Raw genomic sequence first — 19,345 nt, forward strand, 5'->3', positions numbered from 1 at the left:
GGTCTCCGTCGGCGGGGCTTTGCTTTTCCACGAGAATTTGAGCAGGAAAAGGCGGGGCGGGGAGCGGCTGCCCTCTGGACCTCTGCGCCCGGATGGTTCATAGAAAGAACCAAGCGAAATTCGAAAGGTGACACCGTCATGGGGATTTTGAACACGGCACTGCGGGCGTTGATCTGGTGGAAAGGTCAAACCATTGGCACGCAGCTTTTCACATGGCGTCACGGCATCAAAGTCGGCGAAGATGCGCAGGGCAATGCCTTTTATCGCAATGAAGACGACAGCCGCCGTTGGGTGATTTATAACGGTGATGTCGAAGCCTCCCGTATCAGCCCGGATTGGCATGGCTGGCTGCACCACACCTTTGCAAACCACCCAGGTCACGAAGCGCTTGAGCACAAGACTTGGGAAAAAGAGCACGTCGAAAACCTGACCGGCACCGTGGCCGCCTATGCGCCTGCAGGCTCGATCCGTCAGGCCAAGCCGATTGAGCGCCGCGATTACGAGGCGTGGCGGCCCGAATAATGGCCGAAAATCCGACAGAAGTTGCGGTGGGCGCAGGCGTTGTGGCGCTGGCCTTGGGGTTTCTGGTCTATGCGGGCCAGATCACCGGGTTTGGAGGCGGCGCGTCCGAACATTATCAACTGACCGCCTCTTTCCGATCCGCCGAAGGCATCTCGACGGGCACTGATGTGCGCCTGGCGGGCGTCAAGATCGGCACTGTCACCGCGCTCGATCTCAACCGCGACACGTTTCGCGCCGAAGCGAGACTGACACTCGACGGCGATGTCGCGTTGCCGGATGACACGGCGGCGATGATTTCCTCCGAAGGCCTTCTGGGCGGCAATTTCGTCGAACTTGTCCCCGGCGGTTCGATGTTCAATTTCGAGGACGGCCAAGTGATCGCGGACACCCAAGGCTCCGTGAGCCTGATCAACCTCTTGCTGAAATTCGTGACCGGAAGCGGTGACGAGGGGGCCTCGGAATGATCCGTCGCACGGCCCTCATGGCCGCCCTGATGCTCAGCGCGCCCGCGTGGGCGCAAGACGGCGGTTTCAACGACGATCTTGAGACGGGTCTCGATGAGATCATCATCACTCCGCTGGATGAGAGCGATCAGGTTGGTGGCTTTGGCGCAGGTGGTCTGTCGCTCGAAGATCTGCAAAACCTGCCCAATGAGGGTTTTCAGCAAGAGCTGAAAGACATCACGACAGAGTTGCAGGAGAATGTCGTCTCGGCCTCAGGTGCCACCGTGCGCGCGCTCGACAAGCTGACTGGCGAAGTGGCCGATCTCACGCTGGAGACGGGTGGTGGCGAGGTTTTCGGTCGGATCGAAGTGTTTCTCGGCGATTGTCGCTACCCCGAAGACAACCCCTCGGGCGATGCCTATGCCTACCTCGTGGTGCGCGCACAGGGCAGCGATGCGCCGGTGTTTTCCGGTTGGATGGTTGCTTCCAGCCCGGCCTTGAACGCTATGGATCACCAGCGCTACGACATCTGGCCTCTGAGCTGTAGCACCTCCTGAGGCGTCAACGGGTCTGCGTGAGCCGTGAAATCTGCGCGTGTTGTCAAAGCCTTGCTTAAAAGAGTTCGGTACTCCGCGCGCGGAATTTCTTGCCCGCCAAGGCTGGCGAGATGCTCTGTCAGAAATTGCGTGTCGAACAACGTGAACGCGCAGCGCTTGAGATGTGCGACCAGATAGGCCAACACGATCTTTGAGGCACTGGGCACCCGCGAAAACATGCTTTCGCCGAAAAATGCCGTGCCTAAGGCCAAGCCATAGGTGCCGCCGACCAGCCGATCTCCGTCCCAAAGTTCCACGGAATGGCCGAAACCCATCTCGTGAAGTTCGGTGTAAAGATCGAAAATTATGTCGTTGATCCAGGTCTCGTCGCGATCCGCGCAGCCCTGCATCACGCCTATGAAGTCCTGATCGAAGGTGATGCAATAGCTGTCCTGCCGGATCAGGCGCGCCAGTGAGCGCGAGATGTGAAACCCGTCCAAAGGAATGATGCCTCGCTCACGCGGGTCGACCCAGAACAGGCTCTCATCCTCGCGCGACTCCGCCATGGGAAAGACGCCATTGGCATAGGCTTGCAGGATCAATTCCGGGGTCAGTTCGACGTGGTTCATGGCGGTGAATGTGACGTGGGAGAGCGCAAAAGAAAAGGCCGCGCATCACACGCGGCCCTTCAAACTTTAGAGACGGGTCAGGTCAGCCGAGATTGGCCTCAAGCCATTTTTCCAACCAGTGGATGTTGTAGTTGCCCGTAAGCACATCCTCTTCCTGCAACAGTGCGTGGAACAACGGGATCGTGGTGTCGACGCCGTCAACGATCAGCTCTCCCAGTGCGCGGTTGAGACGCGCTAGGGCTTCGGGCCGGTCGCGACCATGCACGATCAGCTTGCCGATCAAGCTGTCGTAGTAGGGCGGGATCGAATAGCCGTCATAAAGTCCGGAATCCATCCGAACACCCAGACCACCCGGCGCGTGATATTGCGTGATCTTGCCGGGGCAGGGTGTGAAATTCGGCAGACGCTCGGCGTTGATCCGAACCTCGATGGCGTGACCGTTCAGCTTCAGGTCGTCTTGGCCGAAAGACAGTTTTTCGCCCGATGCGACAAGGATCTGTTCGCGCACGAGGTCTTGGCCAAACACAGCTTCGGTGACCGGGTGCTCCACTTGAAGACGGGTGTTCATCTCGATGAAATAGAACTCGCCGTCCTCGTAGAGAAACTCGATCGTGCCTGCGCCTTTGTAGCCCATCTCAGCGATGGCATTGGCACAGATGCCGCCGATATGAGCGCGCTCTTCCGGGGAGATTGAGGGGCCGGGGGCCTCTTCAAAGACCTTCTGGTGACGCCGCTGCAGGGAACAGTCACGCTCGCCAAGGTGGACACCGCCGCCCTGACCGTCGCCGAACACCTGCACTTCGATGTGACGCGGCTTCTGGAGGTATTTCTCCATATACACCTCGTCATTGCCAAAGGCGGCTTTCGCCTCGGACCGTGCGGTGCGGAACGCGACTTCAAGTTCGGCTTCGTCTTTCGCCACTTTCATGCCGCGCCCGCCGCCGCCGGCGGTGGCTTTGATGATGACCGGATAGCCCATGTCGGAGGCCGCTTTTTTCGCGGCATCGACATCAGGCACGCCGCCTTTGGAGCCCGGCACAACGGGGATACCTAGCTTTTCGGCAGTTTCCTTCGCGGTGATCTTGTCGCCCATCTGGCGGATGTGCTCCGCAGACGGCCCGATAAAGGTCAGGCCATGATCTTCGACGATCTGCACGAAGGCGGCGTTTTCCGAAAGGAACCCGTAGCCCGGGTGGATCGCCTGCGCGCCGGTGATTTCACAGGCGGCGATGATCGCCGGGAAATTCAGGTAGGATTGGGCCGAGCTGTTCGGACCAATACAGACCGCTTCGTCCGCCATACGCACATGCATTGCATTGGCGTCGGCTTGCGAGTGGACGGCCACCGATTGAATGCCCATCTCACGACAGGCGCGGATCACCCGAAGAGCGATCTCGCCACGGTTGGCGATGAGGATTTTATCGAACATCGACAAACCCCTTATTCGATGATCATCAAAGGTGCGCCGAATTCGACCGGGGTGCCGTCGTCCACGAGGACGCGTTTCACGGTCCCGGATTTCGGAGCGGGGATGTGGTTCATGGTCTTCATGGCTTCGACGATCAGAACCGTCTGACCTTCGGAGACTTTGTCGCCCACTTTCACGAAGGGCGCAGCACCCGGTTCAGCGGCGAGATAGGCGGTGCCGACCATCGGCGAGGGCACTGCGTTCGGATCGTTCGCCGGATCGCCTGCATCGGCGGCGGCAGCGACAGGAGCGCTCGCGGGGGCGGCAGCCGGGGCAGCGGCTGCGACAGGTGCGGGGGCTGCGGCCACGGTCTGAACGACCTGAGGGGCTGCGCGGCTCACGCGGACGTTGAGGCTGTCATTGTCGCCATATTCGCGCATGACTTCGAGTTCGGTGAGCTCGTTGGCGCTCAGGAGTTCAGCCAATGCCTGAATGAAAGCCACGTCGGCGTCGTTTTGCTTTGTCATATGTTCAACTCGGTTATGGGCCGCCTGGGTCTCTGGTGCATAGCTTATATGCTGTTCGAGCCTGGGCTGATTGATCTTCTGAGTTCCGTATATAGGCCTTGTGACGTTGCGTGAAAACCCGATAACCGAAGCTGACGCAGGGAGAATGGCGCAAACTTTGCCTATGTTTTGGGCGCTCGCGCATGATTATTCGGCGTGAAGAGCGGGATAAGACCGAAAATAACTGGCTCTTAAATTTTACCGCTTGATAAAAAAATGAACCCTGTCACGCTCGAGTCATCAATAAAAGCAAGCCAACAGGGAGCAAGCCCGATGTCCAACACACCGCTGACGCCCGGCATTACCGCCGGACGCCTGCCCGAGGAAAGCTATGCCGCGCAGTTTTCCGATCTGCACCCGGTGCTCGACGATCACGAGGCGCTCGTCGCCGCAGACCGGTGCTATTTCTGCCATGACGCACCTTGTATGACGGCGTGCCCGACATCGATCGACGTGCCCCTGTTCATTCGCCAGATCATGACTGGGACGCCTGAGGCGGCGGCCAAGACCATTTTCGACCAGAACATTCTGGGCGGCATGTGCGCGCGGGTCTGTCCGACGGAGACTCTTTGTGAGGAGGTCTGTGTGCGGGAGATCGCAGAGGGCAAGCCGGTCGAGATCGGCCGTCTGCAACGCTACGCCACCGACGCGCTGATGGCGAAAGGTGTCCATCCCTACACGCGCGCTGAGGCAACCGGCAAAAAGGTCGCCGTGGTGGGGGCAGGTCCTGCAGGTCTCGCGGCGGCGCACCGTCTCGCGCTGAAGGGCCACGACGTGGTGATGTTCGACGCACGACCGAAATCGGGCGGGCTCAACGAATACGGCATCGCGTCCTATAAGGCGCCTGATGGCTACGCTCAGAAAGAGGTCGATTGGCTGATGCAGATCGGCGGGATCACCGTCGAGACCGGCAAAAAGCTGGGCGACGGGCTCACGCTCGAGGGGTTGAAAGCCGACTACGACGCCGTGTTCCTCGCCATCGGTCTGGCGGGTGTCAATGCGCTACGAGCCGAGGGGGAAGACGCTGAGGGCGTGCTTGATGCGGTCGATTTTATCTCTGAACTGCGTCAGGCGGCTGACCTGTCGAAATTGCCGGTGGGCCGCAATGTTGTGGTGATCGGCGGCGGCATGACTGCCGTGGACGCCGCGGTGCAGGCGAAACTTCTGGGCGCCCAGAATGTCTCGATGGTCTATCGCCGGGGCCGCGCCAGCATGTCGGCGTCCGAGTATGAACAGGAACTCGCCGCCTCGAAAGGCGTGCAGATTTTCTACAATGCGGCCCCAGTTGCGGTCTACGGCGACGGCGCGGTCGAGGAGATCGAGTTCGAATACACCTCCGAGGAGGGCGGCAGCCTGAAAGGCACCGGCGAGACCTTCCGCTTGCCTGCCGATCAAGTGTTTAAGGCCATCGGTCAAACGCTCGATGGTGCGCCGGAGGGGATCGAAATCACGGGCGGCAAGATCGCGGTGGACGCCGTGGGGCGGACCTCGATTGCGGGCGTCTGGGCCGGGGGCGATTGTGCCTCGGGTGGCGAAGACCTGACCGTGACTGCGGTGTCCGAAGGACGCGACGCCGCCGAAGACATCCACGCCAAGCTGATGGAGGGCTGAGCCATGGCCGATTTGACAAGCACCTTTTGTGGCATCACAAGCCCGAACCCCTTTTGGCTGGCCTCCGCGCCGCCGACCGACAAGGAATACAACGTCCGCCGCGCCTTTGAGGCCGGGTGGGGCGGTGTGGTCTGGAAGACTCTGGGCGAAGAGGGGCCGCCGGTCGTCAACGTCAACGGGCCGCGTTATGGGGCCATTCACGGCGCCGACCGCCGCCTTTTGGGCCTCAACAACATCGAGCTGATCACTGACCGTCCGCTGGAGGTGAACCTCGAAGAGATGACTCGTGTGAAAAAGGACTACCCGGACCGGGCGCTGATCGCCTCGGTCATGGTGCCTTGTGATGCCGACAGCTGGAAAAACATCATTCCGCGCATTGCCGAGACCGGCTGCGACGGGTTCGAGCTAAACTTTGGCTGTCCGCATGGCATGGCCGAGCGCGGTATGGGCTCCGCCGTGGGGCAGGTGCCCGAGTACATCGAGATGGTGACGCGCTGGTGCAAGGAATCGACGGACCTTCCGGTGATCGTGAAACTGACGCCCAACATCACCAATATTCTCTACCCTGCGGAGGCGGCCCTGCGTGGTGGTGCCGATGCGGTCAGCCTGATCAATACGATCAACTCGATCACCTCGGTCAACCTCGATGCGTTTTCGCCCGAGCCGATGATCGACGGCAAAGGCACCCACGGCGGCTATTGTGGCCCGGCGGTGAAGCCGATTGCGATGAACATGGTGGCCGAAATTGCCCGCAACCCGGCGACGGCGAAGTTGCCGATCTCGGGCATTGGCGGCGTGACCACCTGGCGCGATGCGGCGGAGTTCATGGCGCTTGGCGCGGGCAACGTACAGGTTTGTACGGCGGCGATGACTTATGGCTTCAAGATCGTCGAAGAGATGATTTCGGGGCTGAGCCAGTACCTCGACGAAAAGGAAATGGCGCTCTCCGATCTGGTCGGCAAAGCCACGCCCAACGTGACGGATTGGCAATATCTTAACCTCAACCACGTCACCAAAGCGGTGATCAATCAGGACGATTGCATCAACTGCGGGCGCTGTTATGCGGCCTGTGAGGACACCTCGCATCAGGCGATCGAAATGAGCCCGGATCGCACCTTCACCGTCAAGGACGATGAATGTGTGGCCTGTAACCTCTGCGTCAATGTCTGCCCGATCGAGGGCTGTATCACCATGAAAACATTGGGTAAAGGCGAGGTGGACGAGCGTACTGGCAAGCCGGTGGGCGATTATGCCAACTGGACAACGCATCCGAACAACGTCGCGGCTGTTTCCGCGGAGTGATGTGGGATTTGTCGGCTGATTTCGGTCAGCCGACTGCCGTCGAACACATCAACACAGACCCCGAGGCACTCTCGGGGTTTGTTTTTTACTGACACCCCTGACTGCAATGTTCCACAGAGGCACCGGCCAAATGGCGCGGTGTGCTGGACCGATCTCCATATTGAAAATTGCGCCATCCTTGCGCGTCTTTGGGATCACCTTAGACGTTAGCCGTCAAAAGGAGTTCTCTGAACTGCCGCCGGGCCGGACAGCCGGGTTTCGGGATCAATGGCCTCCGCAGGCGCATCGCTCAGCGCCAATACCTCTTCCGTGGCCATGTCTATTGCTTCCACCTCAGGGGCGGATGTCGCCGCATCTTCTGGCGGTCTCGCCTCCGCACCCTCTGCCTTCGCCGCGCTTCTCGGCGCAATCGCCGCCTCATCTTCGGCTTGCGTGCGCTTTGCGGCGATCTCGGCAATCGTGTTGCGCAGATCAAGCTCCACCTCGAGGACAGAGGCCTGAAACGCCGGCGTCGGGCCGGTCAAGATGTCGTCGGGAAGTTCCGATGTGTCGATGCCATATACCGCCTTCATCGCGCGTTCAGCCTCCGTGGCGGAGGAGGCGTCAGACACCTCGTCAAGTTTGTAAGACAGGATTTCGCCATTCTGGCCGGGAAGTTCGTTCCCCTTTGTATAAGTTGCAGTTCCGTTCAGCGCGGTTTCCGCGATCTGAGGAACGTCTGGCTTCGGCGGATCTGGCGGTTGTCTGAAAGCAAATCCACCACCTCCTAAAGCCGGCACGCCCGCGATATTGGTCATGCTAAGCTCCTTTTCTCAGGAGCCCCCACCATCTTTCTTTATAAAAGGTTGTGGTTCATGAAGCGTTAATACACGCGGGTATTTTTACTCTTGGTTAACACGATGAACGCCGCTCCGGATGGGGACGGCGAGTTTCGCTTTCCAGCGGGTTAATATGGACAGCTTCAGGGCGTCAGCATCCGACGGAACAGCGTGTCGAGATAGGCCGCCGCATCTTCGAAATGCGCATCCCCCTCGGGCTGTAGGATCGCGCGCACCTGCGCATCGAAATCCGCGTAATGCTGAGTCGTGGACCAGATCGAGAAAATCAGGTGGTAGGGATTGACCGGCGCCAGTGCACCGGACGCGATCCATCCCTCGATCACGCGCGCCTTTTCATCGACAAGGCTTTTCAATTCGCCCTCGATTTTGTCCATGATGTTGGGGGCGCCCTGCACGATTTCGTTTGCGAACAACCGGCTTTCGCGGGGGAATTCGCGGGCCATTTCGAGTTTGCGCAAGACATAGGCGAGCAACTCTTCGACCGGCTCACCGTCGGCCTCGATTTTTCGAAGAGGATCGAGCCAATTCTGCATCAACTCGTCGATCAAGGCCCGGTGGATCGCCACTTTCGAGGGAAAATAATAGAGCAAATTGGGTTTTGACAGACCTGCTGCTTTGGCGATCTGATCGAGCGTCGAGCCGCGAAAGCCGTGCTGTGAAAACACCTCCAGCGCTGCTTCCAGAATTGTTTCTGTGTTTTTTTTCTGAATTCTGGTCCGCGGCTGTTTTCCCGGCATCATGCCTGCGATTCCCCTTCGCGTTTTTGCATCCCAATGAAGTAACGCATTCGCTTTGCTAAAAAAAGGTCAATCACGAAAAGCAGGCTCGGACAGGGGGCGAAGATCCTGTGTTGTGGTTGGCGCACAACAAAAAAGGCGGCCCGGAATTATAGCGGGCCGCCTCGATGAGATTTGTGTTTGGTGTGAGCCTCAGAACTCTTTTTTCAGTTTGCGGTCCAGAGAGAAATAGCCCCCTCCGAACGCTGCGATCAGGGCTGCTCCGGCCGCCCAGAACAGGGAGGCGTAGATTGCTTTTTCCTGAATGCGCATGCCGAACATGGCACCGTTATCTGCCAAGAGTTGCGATTGTGCGGCGGAGGTCAAAAGTTCGGGGTTGGCCTGCAGGTAAGCCAGTCCTTCAACCGTGAAAAAGGCCTCGGGGTAGGGGTGCGCCATGTGGAACCACAGGGTGATGAGGAGCATGACGGCATTGGCGAGTGCGATGGGGCGTGTGAGGAGCCCGAAAGCAATCAGAAAGCCGCCGAAGAACTGCATTGCGGCGAGCATGGGCGAAAAGAGCCAGCCGGGGGAGATGCCGAGGGACTCGACAAAGCCGGATTGAGCCAGCGGGGCTTGGATTTTCGGCCAGCCGGCGACCACGAGCGAAAGACCGATCGTGACGCGGAATGCGGCCCAGCCGAAGGGCTCGGCAATGGCGCTGTAGAACTTTTCGAGGGCTGGCAGGATGAGCCGTTGGCGTTGCGGAACAAAGATATCAGACATGTGTGCCTCCTGTTGCGGACTGTAGGCGTTGTTGATGTCTTGGATGGTCCTCCGAACCCCGTATTTTTGCAATTCGCAACGATTTGAGCGTGGGTGTGCGGCGAGGCGCAGAAGTCGTGCGAAAATATTGATCTGGATCATTTGACGCTGCGTCAAGGAAGGCATGCTCAAGGTCTGCGATGTGTCACTGACGGGTTGCCGGGCAGGGCTGCTTATTTTTTGCGCAATGTCTCACTCTTTGGGCGAAAGATTGTGGTGCGAAAGGAAAATCTTTGCAATCCTGCGGCGGAGCACGTCAATGTATTGACCAAATGGTCAATATATCTGGAGGGTCAGATGAGCGCGGAAAACAATCTCAAGATCAACTCGGAGCGTCTCTGGGACAGCCTGATGGAGATGGCGAAGATCGGGCCGGGGATTGCAGGCGGGTGTAACCGCCAGACGCTGACCGATGAAGACGCCGAAGGGCGCAAGCTGTTTCAAAAGTGGTGCGAAGAGGCGGGGATGACGATGGGCGTCGATGCGATGGGCACGATGTTCATGACCCGCGAAGGCACCGACCCGGAGGCTTTGCCGGTGTACATGGGCTCGCACCTCGACACGCAACCTACGGGCGGAAAATACGACGGGGTTCTGGGCGTGTTGGGCGCCTTGGAGGCCGTGCGGACGATGAACGATCTCGGCATCAAGACCAAACACCCGATCGTGGTGACCAACTGGGCCAACGAAGAGGGTGCGCGCTTCGCGCCTGCCATGCTGGCTTCCGGTGTCTTTGCGGGCAAAATCGCGTTGGATTATGCCTACGGGCGCACCGACCTTGAGGGAAAGACCTATGGCGAGGAACTGGCCCGCATCGGCTGGAAAGGCGACGAAGAGGTCGGCGCGCGCAAGATGCATGCTTACTATGAGCTACACATCGAGCAGGGTCCGATTTTGGAGGCCGAGGGCAAGGACATCGGGGTGGTAACCCACTGCCAAGGGCTCTGGTGGCTCGAATTCACGCTCACCGGCAAAGAGGCGCACACCGGTTCGACCCCGATGGCGATGCGCACCAACGCAGGGCTCGCCATGGCGCGGATTTTGGAGATGGTGCAAGAGGTGGCGATGGATCACCAACCCAATGCCGTGGGCGGTGTCGGTCAGATGCAATTCACGCCCAATTCGCGCAACGTGCTGCCGGGCGCCGTGGTGTTCACTGTCGACATCCGGACGCCGGACATTGCAAAACTGACCTCCATGCGGAGCCAGATCGAAGAGCGCGCGGAGAAGATCTGTGAAGAGATCGGGGTGGGGTGTGCCGTCGAACCCGTCGGCCATTTCGATCCGGTGACCTTTACGCCGGAACTGGTGTCGAATGTGCGAAAAGCTGCGGAAACGCTGGGCTATTCGCATATGGACATCGTTTCGGGCGCGGGTCACGATGCCTGCTGGGCCGCCGCTGTGGCGCCCACGACGATGATCATGTGTCCTTGTGTCGACGGTCTGTCGCATAATGAGGCCGAAGAGATCAGCCCGGAATGGGCGGCTGCGGGGACCGATGTGCTGTTGCATGCGGTCTTGGAAACCGCTGAGATCGTGGAATGAGTATTTGAGCCAAGAAGAAGCAGGAGCGCGCCGGGGATAAGGCGCGCCGCTTTTGCCAACAAGGAGAGAGTTATGAGCAAGGTGATCAAAGGCGGCACGGTCGTCACCGCCGATTTGACCTACAAGGCCGATGTGAAAATCGAGGATGGCAAGATTGTCGAGATAGGGCCGGACCTGACGGGCGACGAGATTCTCGATGCGGAGGGCTGTTTTGTGATGCCGGGCGGGATCGACCCGCATACGCATTTGGAAATGCCCTTCATGGGAACGCATTCCTCGGATGATTTCTACGCCGGCACGCGCGCGGCTCTGGCGGGCGGCACCACGATGGTCGTCGATTTCGCGCTGCCCGATCCGGGGCAGTCGCTTTTGGATGCGATCAAGGTCTGGGACAACAAATCGGCACGGGCCTGCTGCGACTATTCCTTCCACATGGCGATCACCTGGTGGGGCGAGCAGGTCTTTGATGAGATGAAGATCATCACCGAAGAAAAAGGCATCAACACCTTCAAACATTTCATGGCTTATAAGGGCTCTTTGATGGTGAACGATGACGAGATGTTCGCCTCTTTCAAACGCTGCGCCGAGCTGGGCGCGACGCCTTTGGTCCATGCCGAGAATGGCGATCTTGTGGCCGAGATGACGACGAAACTTCTGGCCGAGGGCAACACTGGCCCGGAAGCGCATGCCTATTCGCGGCCTTCTCAGGTCGAGGGCGAGGCGACCAACCGCGCGATTATGATCGCCGACATGGCGGGTGCGCCGCTCTATGTCGTGCATACGTCTTGCGAAGAGGCCCACGAAGCCATTCGCCGCGCCAAAATGAACGGCAAACGTGTTTGGGGCGAGCCGCTGATCCAGCACCTTGTGTTGGACGAGAGCGAGTATTTCAACGAGGACTGGGACCACGCCGCGCGTCGTGTGATGTCGCCGCCTTTCCGCAACAAAAAGCATCAGGACAGCCTCTGGGCCGGTCTGGCGTCGGGCACGCTCTCCTGTGTCGCGACGGACCACTGTGCTTTCACGACCGAGCAGAAACGCTACGGCGTCGGCGATTTCTCGAAAATCCCGAACGGCACGGGCGGTTTGGAAGATCGCTTGCCGGTGCTTTGGACCATGGGTGTCGAGACAGGCCGCATCACGATGAATGAATTTGTGGCCGTAACTTCCACGAATATCGCGAAAATCCTCAACTGCTATCCGCAGAAGGGTGCGGTTCTCGTAGGGGCGGATGCCGACCTGATCGTGATGGATCCGACGATGTCCAAAACCATCAAGGCTGAGACACAGGCCTCGTCGATTGACTACAACGTCTTTGAAGGAATCGAGGTCACGGCGCTGCCGCGTTACGTCCTGACCCGCGGCTTTGTGGCGGTCGACAAAGGCGAGCTGAAGGCGAAGGAAGGCCATGGCGAGTTCATCGCCCGCGACCCGAATGCGACGGTGAACAAGGCGCTGTCGAAGTGGAAAGAACTGACCGCACCGCGCCCGGTGGAACGCGCTGGCATTCCGGTGACCGGCGTCTGAGCCAAACGGCGAAAAAGGGTGTGGCCGTCTCAGGCCCGCCCGCACAACAGGGGACAGACCGCGAAAACGCGGCGAGTATAAAGACATTAGCCAATGAAAAAGCCAGTCATCGACGCGCAGAACGTCGATCTTACCTTTCAGACCAACGACGGGCCCGTGCACGCGCTCAAGGACGTCAATCTCCAGATCAACAAGGGGGATTTCGTGTCCTTCATCGGGCCGTCGGGATGTGGCAAGACCACGTTCTTGCGCTGCATCGCGGGGCTTGAGACACCGACGGGTGGCTCGCTAACGGTCAACGGTTTGACGCCCGAAGAGGCCCGGAAATCGCGCTCCTACGGATATGTGTTTCAGGCGGCTGGGCTTTATCCGTGGCGGACGATTGCGGGGAACATCAAGCTGCCGCTGGAGATCATGGATTTCCCGAAAGCGGAGATGGACAAGCGCGTTGAGAAGGTGCTGGATCTTGTAGACCTCAAGGGGTTTGGCAAAAAATACCCGTGGCAGCTTTCGGGCGGGATGCAGCAACGCGCCTCGATTGCCCGCGCGCTGGCCTTTGATGCCGAGATTTTGTTGATGGACGAACCCTTTGGCGCCTTGGACGAGATCGTGCGCGACAAGTTGAACGAAGAACTCCTCAAACTCTGGGCGGCGACCAACAAGACCATCGGTTTCGTGACCCACTCGATCCCCGAGGCGGTGTATCTCTCGACGAAAATCGTCGTCATGAGCCCACGGCCCGGACGGATCACCGATGTGATTGAGAGCCCGCTGCCGAAAGAGCGCCCGCTCGACATCCGCGACACACCGGAATTCATCGAGATCGCGCATCGGGTTCGGGACGGCCTCCGTGCGGGGCATGAGGCATGAGTAAAATCATTCCCGTCCTTACTGTCCTCGTAGCGCTCATCGTCATCTGGTACGCGGCGGCCGTGAAGATGAACAGCACATGGACCTATGATCAAGCCGAACGCGCAGGCAGTGAGGTCACGATTTCCGAACTTATCACCGACACCATGTCGCAAAAGCGCCCGCTCTTGCCCGCGCCGCATCAGATCATGGCGGAGCTTTGGGACACCACGGTCGAGAAGAAAATCACCTCGAAACGCTCGATGGTCTATCAGGGGTCTATTACACTGAAGACCACGCTTCTGGGCTTTGGTTTCGGCATCGTGATCGGTATCGCTTTGGCGACCGTCATCGTGCTGAGCCGGATCGGGCGACTGACCCTCATGCCCTGGGCGATCATTTCCCAGACCATTCCGATTGTGGCCTTGGCGCCGATCATCGTCGTGCTATCCAACGCAGTCGGCACCGGCACGCTCATGGTGCCCAAGGCGATCATCGCCGCTTATCTGAGCTTTTATCCAGTGTTGGTTTCCATGGTCAAAGGCCTGCAAAGCCCCGATCAGATGCAGCTCGATCTGTTGAAAACCTACGGCGCGAGCCAGAGCGAAGTGTTCTGGAAACTGCGTCTGCCGTCGTCCATGCCCTATTTCTTTGCCTCGCTCAAAGTCTCCGTTGCCGCCGCTTTTGTCGGAGCAGTGGTGGCGGAACTTTCCACCTCGGCCATCGCGGGGCTTGGCGCGCGGATGTTGATCGGGTCGCAGTTCGGCGAGCCGATGATCATGTGGGCGGCGCTCTTCGCGGCGGCGATCCTGGCCGCGATCCTGATTTTCCTCGTCGGCGGGTTTGAAAAACTCGCGCGCAATCTTATGGGAGGGCGTGCGGTATGAGACCCGACACGACGTTCGAGAAAATCGCATGGCCTCTGGGTTTCGGCCTTTTGGTGCTGGTGCTTTGGGAGGTCGTGGTGCGCGTCTTTGGCGTCTCTCCCGCGATCCTGCCGCCTCCGACTGCGATTGGTGCCGCCATGGCCGGGTCGCTGCCGATCCTTTGGGAAGACTGGGTGCAAACCGTGGTCAAAGGGGCCTTGAATGGACTCTGGATGGGCACGCTTGCAGCACTCATTCTGGCGCTGATCATCGACCGCTTCGACTTCCTGAAACGTGGCCTCATGCCGGTCGCGAATTTCTTTGCCGCGCTGCCCATTGTGGGCCTCGCGCCGATCATGGTGATGTGGTTCGGCTTTGACTGGCATTCCAAGGCCGCCGTGGTTGCCATCATGGTGTTTTTCCCCATGTTGGTGAACATCTTAGGCGGTTTGGCGGCGGTCGATCCGATGCACCGCGACCTGATGCGCACCTATGGCGCAACGCATATTCAAACGCTCCATAAATTGCGCGGACCGGCGGCGCTTCCTTTCCTGTTCAACGGGTTGAAAATCGCCACCTCTCTGGCGCTTATCGGGGCGATTGTTGCTGAATATTTTGGCTCTCCGATCCGGGGCATGGGCTTTCGCATCACGACAGAGATGGGACGCTTGGCAACGGACATGGTTTGGGCTGAGATTGTGGTGTCTGCCGTCACCGGGACCGCACTTTACGGTCTGGTTGCGGGCATCGAAAAACGGGTGACCTTCTGGCACCCCTCACAACGCGGGTAAACCCGCGACTTTGACTGGCACGGGAAAAAAATCTCGGCCGAAAGACACAACTTGGAGGTTGTAACACGATGAAAAAGCTACTGACGAGCGCCGCTGCTCTGGCCGCTATGGGGTCTGGCGCCTTCGCCGCAGATGACGTGACGCTTCAGCTCAAATGGGTCACGCAGGCCCAATTCGCGGGCTACTATGTGGCGCTAGAGAAAGGGTTCTATGAAGAGGCCGATCTCAATGTGACGATCAAACCGGGCGGTCCGGATGTGGCGCCGGTGCAGGTTCTCTTGGGCGGTGGCGCCGATGTTATGGTCGACTGGATGCCGTCGGCTTTGGCCGCGCGTGAAAACGGCGCGCCGGTGGTGAACATCGCGCAGCCCTACAAATCGTCCGGCATGATGCTGACCTGTCTGAAAGAAACCGGCATCACTGGCCCTGAGGATTTCCCGGGCAAGACGCTGGGCGTTTGGTTCTACGGCAACGAATATCCGTTCCTCTCGTGGATGGGCAAACTCGACATTCCGACCGACGGGTCCGAGGGCGGTGTGACGGTCCTCAAACAGGGCTTTAACGTCGATCCGTTGTTGCAAAAACAGGCCGCCTGTATCTCCACCATGACCTATAACGAATATTGGCAGGTCATCGACGCCGGCATTTCCGCCGACGATCTCATCACCTTCAAATACGAAGACCAAGACGTCGCGACGCTCGAAGACGGTCTCTATGTGCTCGAAGAGAGCCTTGCCGATGAGGCCTTCAAAGAGAAAATGGTCCGCTTTGTCGCCGCCTCCATGGAGGGCTGGAAATACGCCGAAGCGAACCCGGAAGAGGCCGCCGAGATTGTGCTTGAGTATGACGAAACCGGCGCGCAGACCATGGAACATCAGGTCCGTATGATGTCCGAAGTGGCCAAGCTGACCGCGGGCTCCAACGGCGCGCTGGACGTGTCCGATTACGAGCGCACCGTGGCGTCCTTGCTCTCCGGCGGCTCCGATCCGGTGATCACCAAGGAGCCGGAAGGCGCCTATACGCTCGAAATCACCGACGCCGCGCTGAAGTAAGTCACTTTATTTCGGTCAAAAAAGACCCGCCCCGGAGCTGATCCGGGGCGGGCTTCACATATCCCGAGGCAGGAGGGATATGCGTGTCTGAAATTACGAATTCATCGCGTCTTCGATGGTCAGGTCACCTTCGACCTCTTCGTAATCCGCAAGGTTCACATCGGGCATTGCCTTCAACTCTTCCTCGGTCGCGCCTTGGATCATCACGCTGTTCTCGTCAATCATGGAGAACTGATCCATTTCGATCAGGACGTCATGTTCGGCAATACCGAGGAACCCGCCGACACCCACGATCGCCTTGGTTTCACCTTCGGCCATCACGATGGCGTCAATTTCGCCAATGTCCTCGCCGGACTCGGTCAGAACCTGCGTGCCGACGATCTCGGACACGGTTTCCTGACCAAAGGTCTCAAGGGCAGCGGCAACATTCTGAGCCCCGTCTTGGGTTGCCTCCCAGGCGTCATTCGCCGTGTCCGCTGTCGCATCGGCGACATCCGACGCGGTGTCCTGCACGCCATCAGCTTTGTCGTCGATGGTGCCTTCAGCGCTTTTCAAAGTCTCCTCGGCAGAGGGCATTTCCACTGTGGTGTCGCTCTGCATGGTCATGCCATCTTCGGTGGCGGTCACATCCGTGTCGCTGGACATTTCGGCAAAGACCGGCGTTGCGGCAAAGCCAATCACGGCGGCGGTGGTCATCAGTTTCTGCGTCAGGGTTTTCATCGTTTTCTCCTCTCAATCATGCGGTTCGCATGTGGTATGGAGAGACAATGAATGCGGGCGGTTGTAAGTTCCTGAGAAATTTTAGTTTCTGATATTAATTAATAACAACAAATATTTACGCGTTTATATAAGTGATGCTGGCCCGAGTGCGCGCAATTTGGCGCCGCTGCGCAGTTTGAAATGCGCCAGATCGGGCGCCTTACCCTTGTCCAGAGTCCCTAGATCGAGCCGCACCACACCCTCTGCTTTCAGTTGCTGCATTGCGTTCCACAAGATCAGGTTGTGGGCATTTAACGCGCGCCCCTCAGGTCCGCTGTGGCCGATCTGGTATGTCGCGCTGTTGCCGTGAACGATGAATAGCATCTGCGCATCCGATGCTGTGAATAGGCGCAAGGATCGCGGCGCAACCGCTTGCAAGGCGAGCGTAAACTCCGGGGGCAGCGCGCGATACTTGCCCATGGCTTGACGGGTCTTTTCAGCGTGCAAAATGGGCATGAGCGCTCTGGGCGTGGCCTCCATGCGCGCCACTTGGAGCCGCGTGCTTTCAGCCTTTTTCAACCCGTTACGCCATTTTCCATTCATCTGTGCGCGGAGCTCTGGCAGAGTTGGCGTGAGATCCAGTTCAGCGATCTCTGGCGCGCAGGACAATGGCAAACGCCCCAGAGCGTCCTCCGGGGAGGCCAGTTTGATCCCGTTTGGCAGCGCGCGACGCAACTGCTTGAGAGCGGCTCTCTGTGTGGCTGTATCGATTTCGTCCAAAAACAACGGACCGCGGGTGATAAGGCTTGTGCGTATGCCGAACATAGATCGCATTATGATCTGCGCCACTGCTACAGGTCGCATGCCCTCATAAATGCAAAGCCTGAGTGCCTCACGACCGACGCGCTTTGCAGTCTCGCCATAGATCCAGCGTTGGGGTAGGGGCGCCATCACGCGGTCCGCCAGCGGCTCCCATGCTTTTTCTGTCTCAATCTCACGCACATACATAGACCGATGCTTGGCAGAACAGGGTTAACAAAGCCTTCTGATGTGTCGGTTCTTGGGGCCACAAAGGATGTTTCTTAGTCCCCATTGCGTTTGGCCGCAGGGGCGATCGATGGTTTTTTCTCAGGTGCTTGCGTTAGAATTGAAAAGCCCACCCCGAAAAATCTGGGGTGGGCTTTGTGATTTTGTGGGTTAAGTTCGCATTGCGAACTTTATGCGTTATTTGTTCACATTATACAGCGAATTCGCAATCAGCTCGTCGACGACGGCTGGTTCTGCGAGTGTTGATGTGTCGCCCAGTGAGCCGGTGTCGTTTTCGGCGATTTTGCGCAGGATGCGGCGCATGATTTTGCCGGAACGCGTCTTCGGAAGGCCCGGGGCCCATTGGATGAAGTCCGGTTTGGCGATCGGGCCGATCTCTGTGCGGACCCATTTTTCCAGCTCGACGCGCAGCTCGTCGGTCGGTTCCACATCGTTCATCAAGGTCACATAGGCGTAGATGCCCTGGCCCTTGAGTTCATGCGGCATGCCGACGACCGCGGCTTCGGCGACCTTGGCGTGGGCGACGAGGGCGGATTCGACCTCGGCCGTGCCCATGCGGTGGCCAGAGACGTTGATCACATCGTCGACGCGGCCGGTGATCCAGTAGTAGCCATCCGCATCGCGGCGGCAGCCGTCGCCGGAGAAGTAATAGCCTTTGTACTGCTGGAAATAGGTTTCCTGGAAGCGCTCGTGATCGCCCCAGACGGTGCGCATTTGGCCCGGCCAGGAGTCCTTGATGCAGAGCACGCCTTCGGTCTCGGTGTCGGTCATTTCCTCGCCGGTTGTGGCGTCCAAAATGACCGGCTGCACGCCGAAGAAGGGTTTCGTCGCGGAGCCCGGTTTGGTCGGAATCGCGCCCGGCAGCGGGGTCAACAGGTGGCCACCGGTTTCGGTCTGCCACCAGGTGTCGACGATGGGGCAGTTTCCTTTGCCGACGACCTCATTGTACCAGTTCCAGGCCTCCGGGTTGATCGGTTCGCCGACGGTGCCCAGGAGTTTGAGCGAGGACAGGTCGTATTTCTCGACCCATTCGTTGCCCTGTCCCATAAGCGAGCGCAGTGCGGTCGGTGCGGTGTAGAACTGGTTGACCTTGTGCTTTTCGCAGACGGCCCAGAAGCGGCCCGCGTCGGGGTAGGTCGGCACGCCCTCGAACATCACGGTGGTGGCGCCGTTGGCGAGCGGACCGTAGACGATGTAGCTGTGGCCGGTGACCCAACCGACGTCGGCGGTGCACCAGAAGACGTCGCCGTCGTGGTAGTCGAAGACGTATTTGTGAGTGAGGGCTGCATAGGCGAGATAGCCGCCGGAGCTGTGCACGACGCCCTTCGGTTTGCCCGTAGAGCCGGAGGTGTAGAGGATGAAGAGCGGATCTTCGGCGTTCATCGGACGCGGCGGGCAATCAGGAGACGCGTGCTCCATCAGGTATTTGACGTCGACATCGCGACCCTGCGCCCAGGAGATCTGGTCGCCGGTGTGTTTGACGACGAGGCAACGGACCTTGTCCGAGCAGTGCAGCAGGGCGGCGTCGGTGTTGGCCTTCAACGGCGTGCGACGGCCGCCGCGCGGCGCTGT

The 19,345-nt window shown here is 59.1% G+C and carries 20 protein-coding genes; 11 read left to right on the forward strand and 9 right to left on the reverse strand.

Translation table 11 applies throughout. The features are described 5' to 3' along the window. Positions 1-138 precede the first annotated feature (138 nt). The 3 genes from J5Y17_RS04730 to J5Y17_RS04740 are packed head-to-tail and all read left to right on the forward strand — an operon-like array spanning position 139 to position 1,522. Positions 139-522, forward strand: a complete 384-nt coding sequence (locus tag J5Y17_RS04730) for an NADH:ubiquinone oxidoreductase subunit NDUFA12 (RefSeq protein WP_219784049.1) — start codon at positions 139-141, stop codon at positions 520-522. Next, positions 522-986 (forward strand): outer membrane lipid asymmetry maintenance protein MlaD, encoded by a 465-nt coding sequence (gene mlaD / locus J5Y17_RS04735; protein WP_219784051.1) that lies wholly within the window; start codon positions 522-524, stop codon positions 984-986. The genes J5Y17_RS04730 and mlaD overlap by 1 nt, the downstream gene beginning before the upstream one ends. After that, positions 983-1,522: a DUF2155 domain-containing protein gene (locus J5Y17_RS04740; RefSeq protein WP_255571853.1), complete on the forward strand. Its 540-nt coding sequence runs from the start codon at positions 983-985 to the stop codon at positions 1,520-1,522. Before mlaD ends, J5Y17_RS04740 begins: the two co-directional genes overlap by 4 nt. Here the strand turns inward: J5Y17_RS04740 and aat are convergent. From aat to accB, 3 genes are all read right to left on the reverse strand, one after another. Continuing rightward, positions 1,486-2,130, reverse strand: coding sequence for a leucyl/phenylalanyl-tRNA--protein transferase (gene aat / locus J5Y17_RS04745; protein WP_219784052.1), 645 nt, complete (start codon positions 2,128-2,130; stop codon positions 1,486-1,488). The genes J5Y17_RS04740 and aat overlap by 37 nt on opposite strands. A gap of 82 nt (positions 2,131-2,212) precedes the next feature. Then, the gene (gene accC, locus J5Y17_RS04750; RefSeq protein ID WP_219784053.1) at positions 2,213-3,559 is read right to left on the reverse strand and encodes an acetyl-CoA carboxylase biotin carboxylase subunit; all 1,347 of its coding nucleotides are present in this window, start codon (positions 3,557-3,559) and stop codon (positions 2,213-2,215) included. A gap of 11 nt (positions 3,560-3,570) precedes the next feature. Further along, the gene (gene accB, locus J5Y17_RS04755; protein ID WP_219784054.1) at positions 3,571-4,065 is read right to left on the reverse strand and encodes an acetyl-CoA carboxylase biotin carboxyl carrier protein; all 495 of its coding nucleotides are present in this window, start codon (positions 4,063-4,065) and stop codon (positions 3,571-3,573) included. A 312-nt stretch (positions 4,066-4,377) separates the two neighbouring features. Here accB and J5Y17_RS04760 point away from each other — a divergent pair, with 312 nt between their 5' ends. Both J5Y17_RS04760 and preA read left to right on the forward strand, forming a co-directional pair. Further along, positions 4,378-5,715 (forward strand): NAD(P)-dependent oxidoreductase, encoded by a 1,338-nt coding sequence (locus tag J5Y17_RS04760; protein ID WP_219784055.1) that lies wholly within the window; start codon positions 4,378-4,380, stop codon positions 5,713-5,715. Between the two features lie 3 nt (positions 5,716-5,718). Then, positions 5,719-7,017 carry an NAD-dependent dihydropyrimidine dehydrogenase subunit PreA gene (gene preA / locus J5Y17_RS04765; protein WP_219784056.1) on the forward strand — a complete coding sequence of 433 codons (1,299 nt, stop codon included), beginning with the start codon at positions 5,719-5,721 and terminating at the stop codon, positions 7,015-7,017. Positions 7,018-7,223: 206 nt separating this feature from the next. Here preA and J5Y17_RS04770 read toward each other — a convergent pair whose 3' ends face one another. The 3 genes from J5Y17_RS04770 to J5Y17_RS04780 form a co-directional block, all read right to left on the reverse strand. Then, positions 7,224-7,814 (reverse strand): hypothetical protein, encoded by a 591-nt coding sequence (locus J5Y17_RS04770; protein WP_219784057.1) that lies wholly within the window; start codon positions 7,812-7,814, stop codon positions 7,224-7,226. A 164-nt stretch (positions 7,815-7,978) separates the two neighbouring features. Beyond that, positions 7,979-8,593, reverse strand: a complete 615-nt coding sequence (locus J5Y17_RS04775) for a TetR family transcriptional regulator C-terminal domain-containing protein (RefSeq protein WP_219784106.1) — start codon at positions 8,591-8,593, stop codon at positions 7,979-7,981. 192 nt (positions 8,594-8,785) lie between these two features. Then, the gene (locus tag J5Y17_RS04780) at positions 8,786-9,358 is read right to left on the reverse strand and encodes a DoxX family protein (protein ID WP_219784059.1); all 573 of its coding nucleotides are present in this window, start codon (positions 9,356-9,358) and stop codon (positions 8,786-8,788) included. A gap of 336 nt (positions 9,359-9,694) precedes the next feature. Between J5Y17_RS04780 and J5Y17_RS04785 the strand changes: the two genes are divergently transcribed. From J5Y17_RS04785 to J5Y17_RS04810, 6 genes are all read left to right on the forward strand, one after another. Next, complete coding sequence (locus J5Y17_RS04785; RefSeq protein WP_219784060.1) at positions 9,695-10,942, forward strand: Zn-dependent hydrolase; 1,248 nt, start codon at positions 9,695-9,697, stop codon at positions 10,940-10,942. 72 nt (positions 10,943-11,014) lie between these two features. Beyond that, on the forward strand, positions 11,015-12,469 hold the full coding sequence (gene hydA / locus J5Y17_RS04790) for a dihydropyrimidinase (protein ID WP_219784061.1): 1,455 nt from the start codon (positions 11,015-11,017) through the stop codon (positions 12,467-12,469). Positions 12,470-12,562: 93 nt separating this feature from the next. Continuing rightward, entirely contained in the window at positions 12,563-13,339 is a 777-nt protein-coding gene (locus J5Y17_RS04795) for an ABC transporter ATP-binding protein (protein WP_219784062.1), read from the forward strand. Continuing rightward, positions 13,336-14,205 (forward strand): ABC transporter permease, encoded by an 870-nt coding sequence (locus J5Y17_RS04800; protein ID WP_219784063.1) that lies wholly within the window; start codon positions 13,336-13,338, stop codon positions 14,203-14,205. Before J5Y17_RS04795 ends, J5Y17_RS04800 begins: the two co-directional genes overlap by 4 nt. After that, positions 14,202-14,975 carry an ABC transporter permease gene (locus J5Y17_RS04805; RefSeq protein ID WP_219784064.1) on the forward strand — a complete coding sequence of 258 codons (774 nt, stop codon included), beginning with the start codon at positions 14,202-14,204 and terminating at the stop codon, positions 14,973-14,975. Before J5Y17_RS04800 ends, J5Y17_RS04805 begins: the two co-directional genes overlap by 4 nt. A 68-nt stretch (positions 14,976-15,043) precedes the next feature. After that, positions 15,044-16,027 carry an ABC transporter substrate-binding protein gene (locus tag J5Y17_RS04810; protein WP_219784066.1) on the forward strand — a complete coding sequence of 328 codons (984 nt, stop codon included), beginning with the start codon at positions 15,044-15,046 and terminating at the stop codon, positions 16,025-16,027. Positions 16,028-16,120: 93 nt separating this feature from the next. Here the strand turns inward: J5Y17_RS04810 and J5Y17_RS04815 are convergent, their stop codons facing one another. The 3 genes from J5Y17_RS04815 to acs all read right to left on the reverse strand — a co-directional run. Continuing rightward, the gene (locus tag J5Y17_RS04815) at positions 16,121-16,747 is read right to left on the reverse strand and encodes a PRC-barrel domain-containing protein (protein ID WP_219784067.1); all 627 of its coding nucleotides are present in this window, start codon (positions 16,745-16,747) and stop codon (positions 16,121-16,123) included. 123 nt (positions 16,748-16,870) lie between these two features. Continuing rightward, on the reverse strand, positions 16,871-17,734 hold the full coding sequence (locus J5Y17_RS04820) for a GNAT family N-acetyltransferase (RefSeq protein WP_219784068.1): 864 nt from the start codon (positions 17,732-17,734) through the stop codon (positions 16,871-16,873). 216 nt (positions 17,735-17,950) lie between these two features. Further along, a partial coding sequence (gene acs / locus J5Y17_RS04825) for an acetate--CoA ligase (protein WP_219784069.1) occupies positions 17,951-19,345 on the reverse strand: 1,395 nt, incomplete at its 5' end.

It is taken from the genome of Celeribacter sp. PS-C1, from assembly GCF_019429625.1.
Classification (GTDB): Bacteria; Pseudomonadota; Alphaproteobacteria; order Rhodobacterales; family Rhodobacteraceae; genus Celeribacter.

Coding starts and splice junctions, on each gene's coding strand:
- J5Y17_RS04730 (WP_219784049.1), top strand. CDS start 139: ATGGGGATTTTGAACACGGCACTGCGGGCGTTGATCTGGTGGAAAGGT.
- mlaD (WP_219784051.1), top strand. CDS start 522: ATGGCCGAAAATCCGACAGAAGTTGCGGTGGGCGCAGGCGTTGTGGCG.
- J5Y17_RS04740 (WP_255571853.1), top strand. CDS start 983: ATGATCCGTCGCACGGCCCTCATGGCCGCCCTGATGCTCAGCGCGCCC.
- aat (WP_219784052.1), bottom strand. CDS start 2,130: ATGAACCACGTCGAACTGACCCCGGAATTGATCCTGCAAGCCTATGCC.
- accC (WP_219784053.1), bottom strand. CDS start 3,559: ATGTTCGATAAAATCCTCATCGCCAACCGTGGCGAGATCGCTCTTCGG.
- accB (WP_219784054.1), bottom strand. CDS start 4,065: ATGACAAAGCAAAACGACGCCGACGTGGCTTTCATTCAGGCATTGGCT.
- J5Y17_RS04760 (WP_219784055.1), top strand. CDS start 4,378: ATGTCCAACACACCGCTGACGCCCGGCATTACCGCCGGACGCCTGCCC.
- preA (WP_219784056.1), top strand. CDS start 5,719: ATGGCCGATTTGACAAGCACCTTTTGTGGCATCACAAGCCCGAACCCC.
- J5Y17_RS04770 (WP_219784057.1), bottom strand. CDS start 7,814: ATGACCAATATCGCGGGCGTGCCGGCTTTAGGAGGTGGTGGATTTGCT.
- J5Y17_RS04775 (WP_219784106.1), bottom strand. CDS start 8,593: ATGCCGGGAAAACAGCCGCGGACCAGAATTCAGAAAAAAAACACAGAA.
- J5Y17_RS04780 (WP_219784059.1), bottom strand. CDS start 9,358: ATGTCTGATATCTTTGTTCCGCAACGCCAACGGCTCATCCTGCCAGCC.
- J5Y17_RS04785 (WP_219784060.1), top strand. CDS start 9,695: ATGAGCGCGGAAAACAATCTCAAGATCAACTCGGAGCGTCTCTGGGAC.
- hydA (WP_219784061.1), top strand. CDS start 11,015: ATGAGCAAGGTGATCAAAGGCGGCACGGTCGTCACCGCCGATTTGACC.
- J5Y17_RS04795 (WP_219784062.1), top strand. CDS start 12,563: ATGAAAAAGCCAGTCATCGACGCGCAGAACGTCGATCTTACCTTTCAG.
- J5Y17_RS04800 (WP_219784063.1), top strand. CDS start 13,336: ATGAGTAAAATCATTCCCGTCCTTACTGTCCTCGTAGCGCTCATCGTC.
- J5Y17_RS04805 (WP_219784064.1), top strand. CDS start 14,202: ATGAGACCCGACACGACGTTCGAGAAAATCGCATGGCCTCTGGGTTTC.
- J5Y17_RS04810 (WP_219784066.1), top strand. CDS start 15,044: ATGAAAAAGCTACTGACGAGCGCCGCTGCTCTGGCCGCTATGGGGTCT.
- J5Y17_RS04815 (WP_219784067.1), bottom strand. CDS start 16,747: ATGAAAACCCTGACGCAGAAACTGATGACCACCGCCGCCGTGATTGGC.
- J5Y17_RS04820 (WP_219784068.1), bottom strand. CDS start 17,734: ATGTATGTGCGTGAGATTGAGACAGAAAAAGCATGGGAGCCGCTGGCG.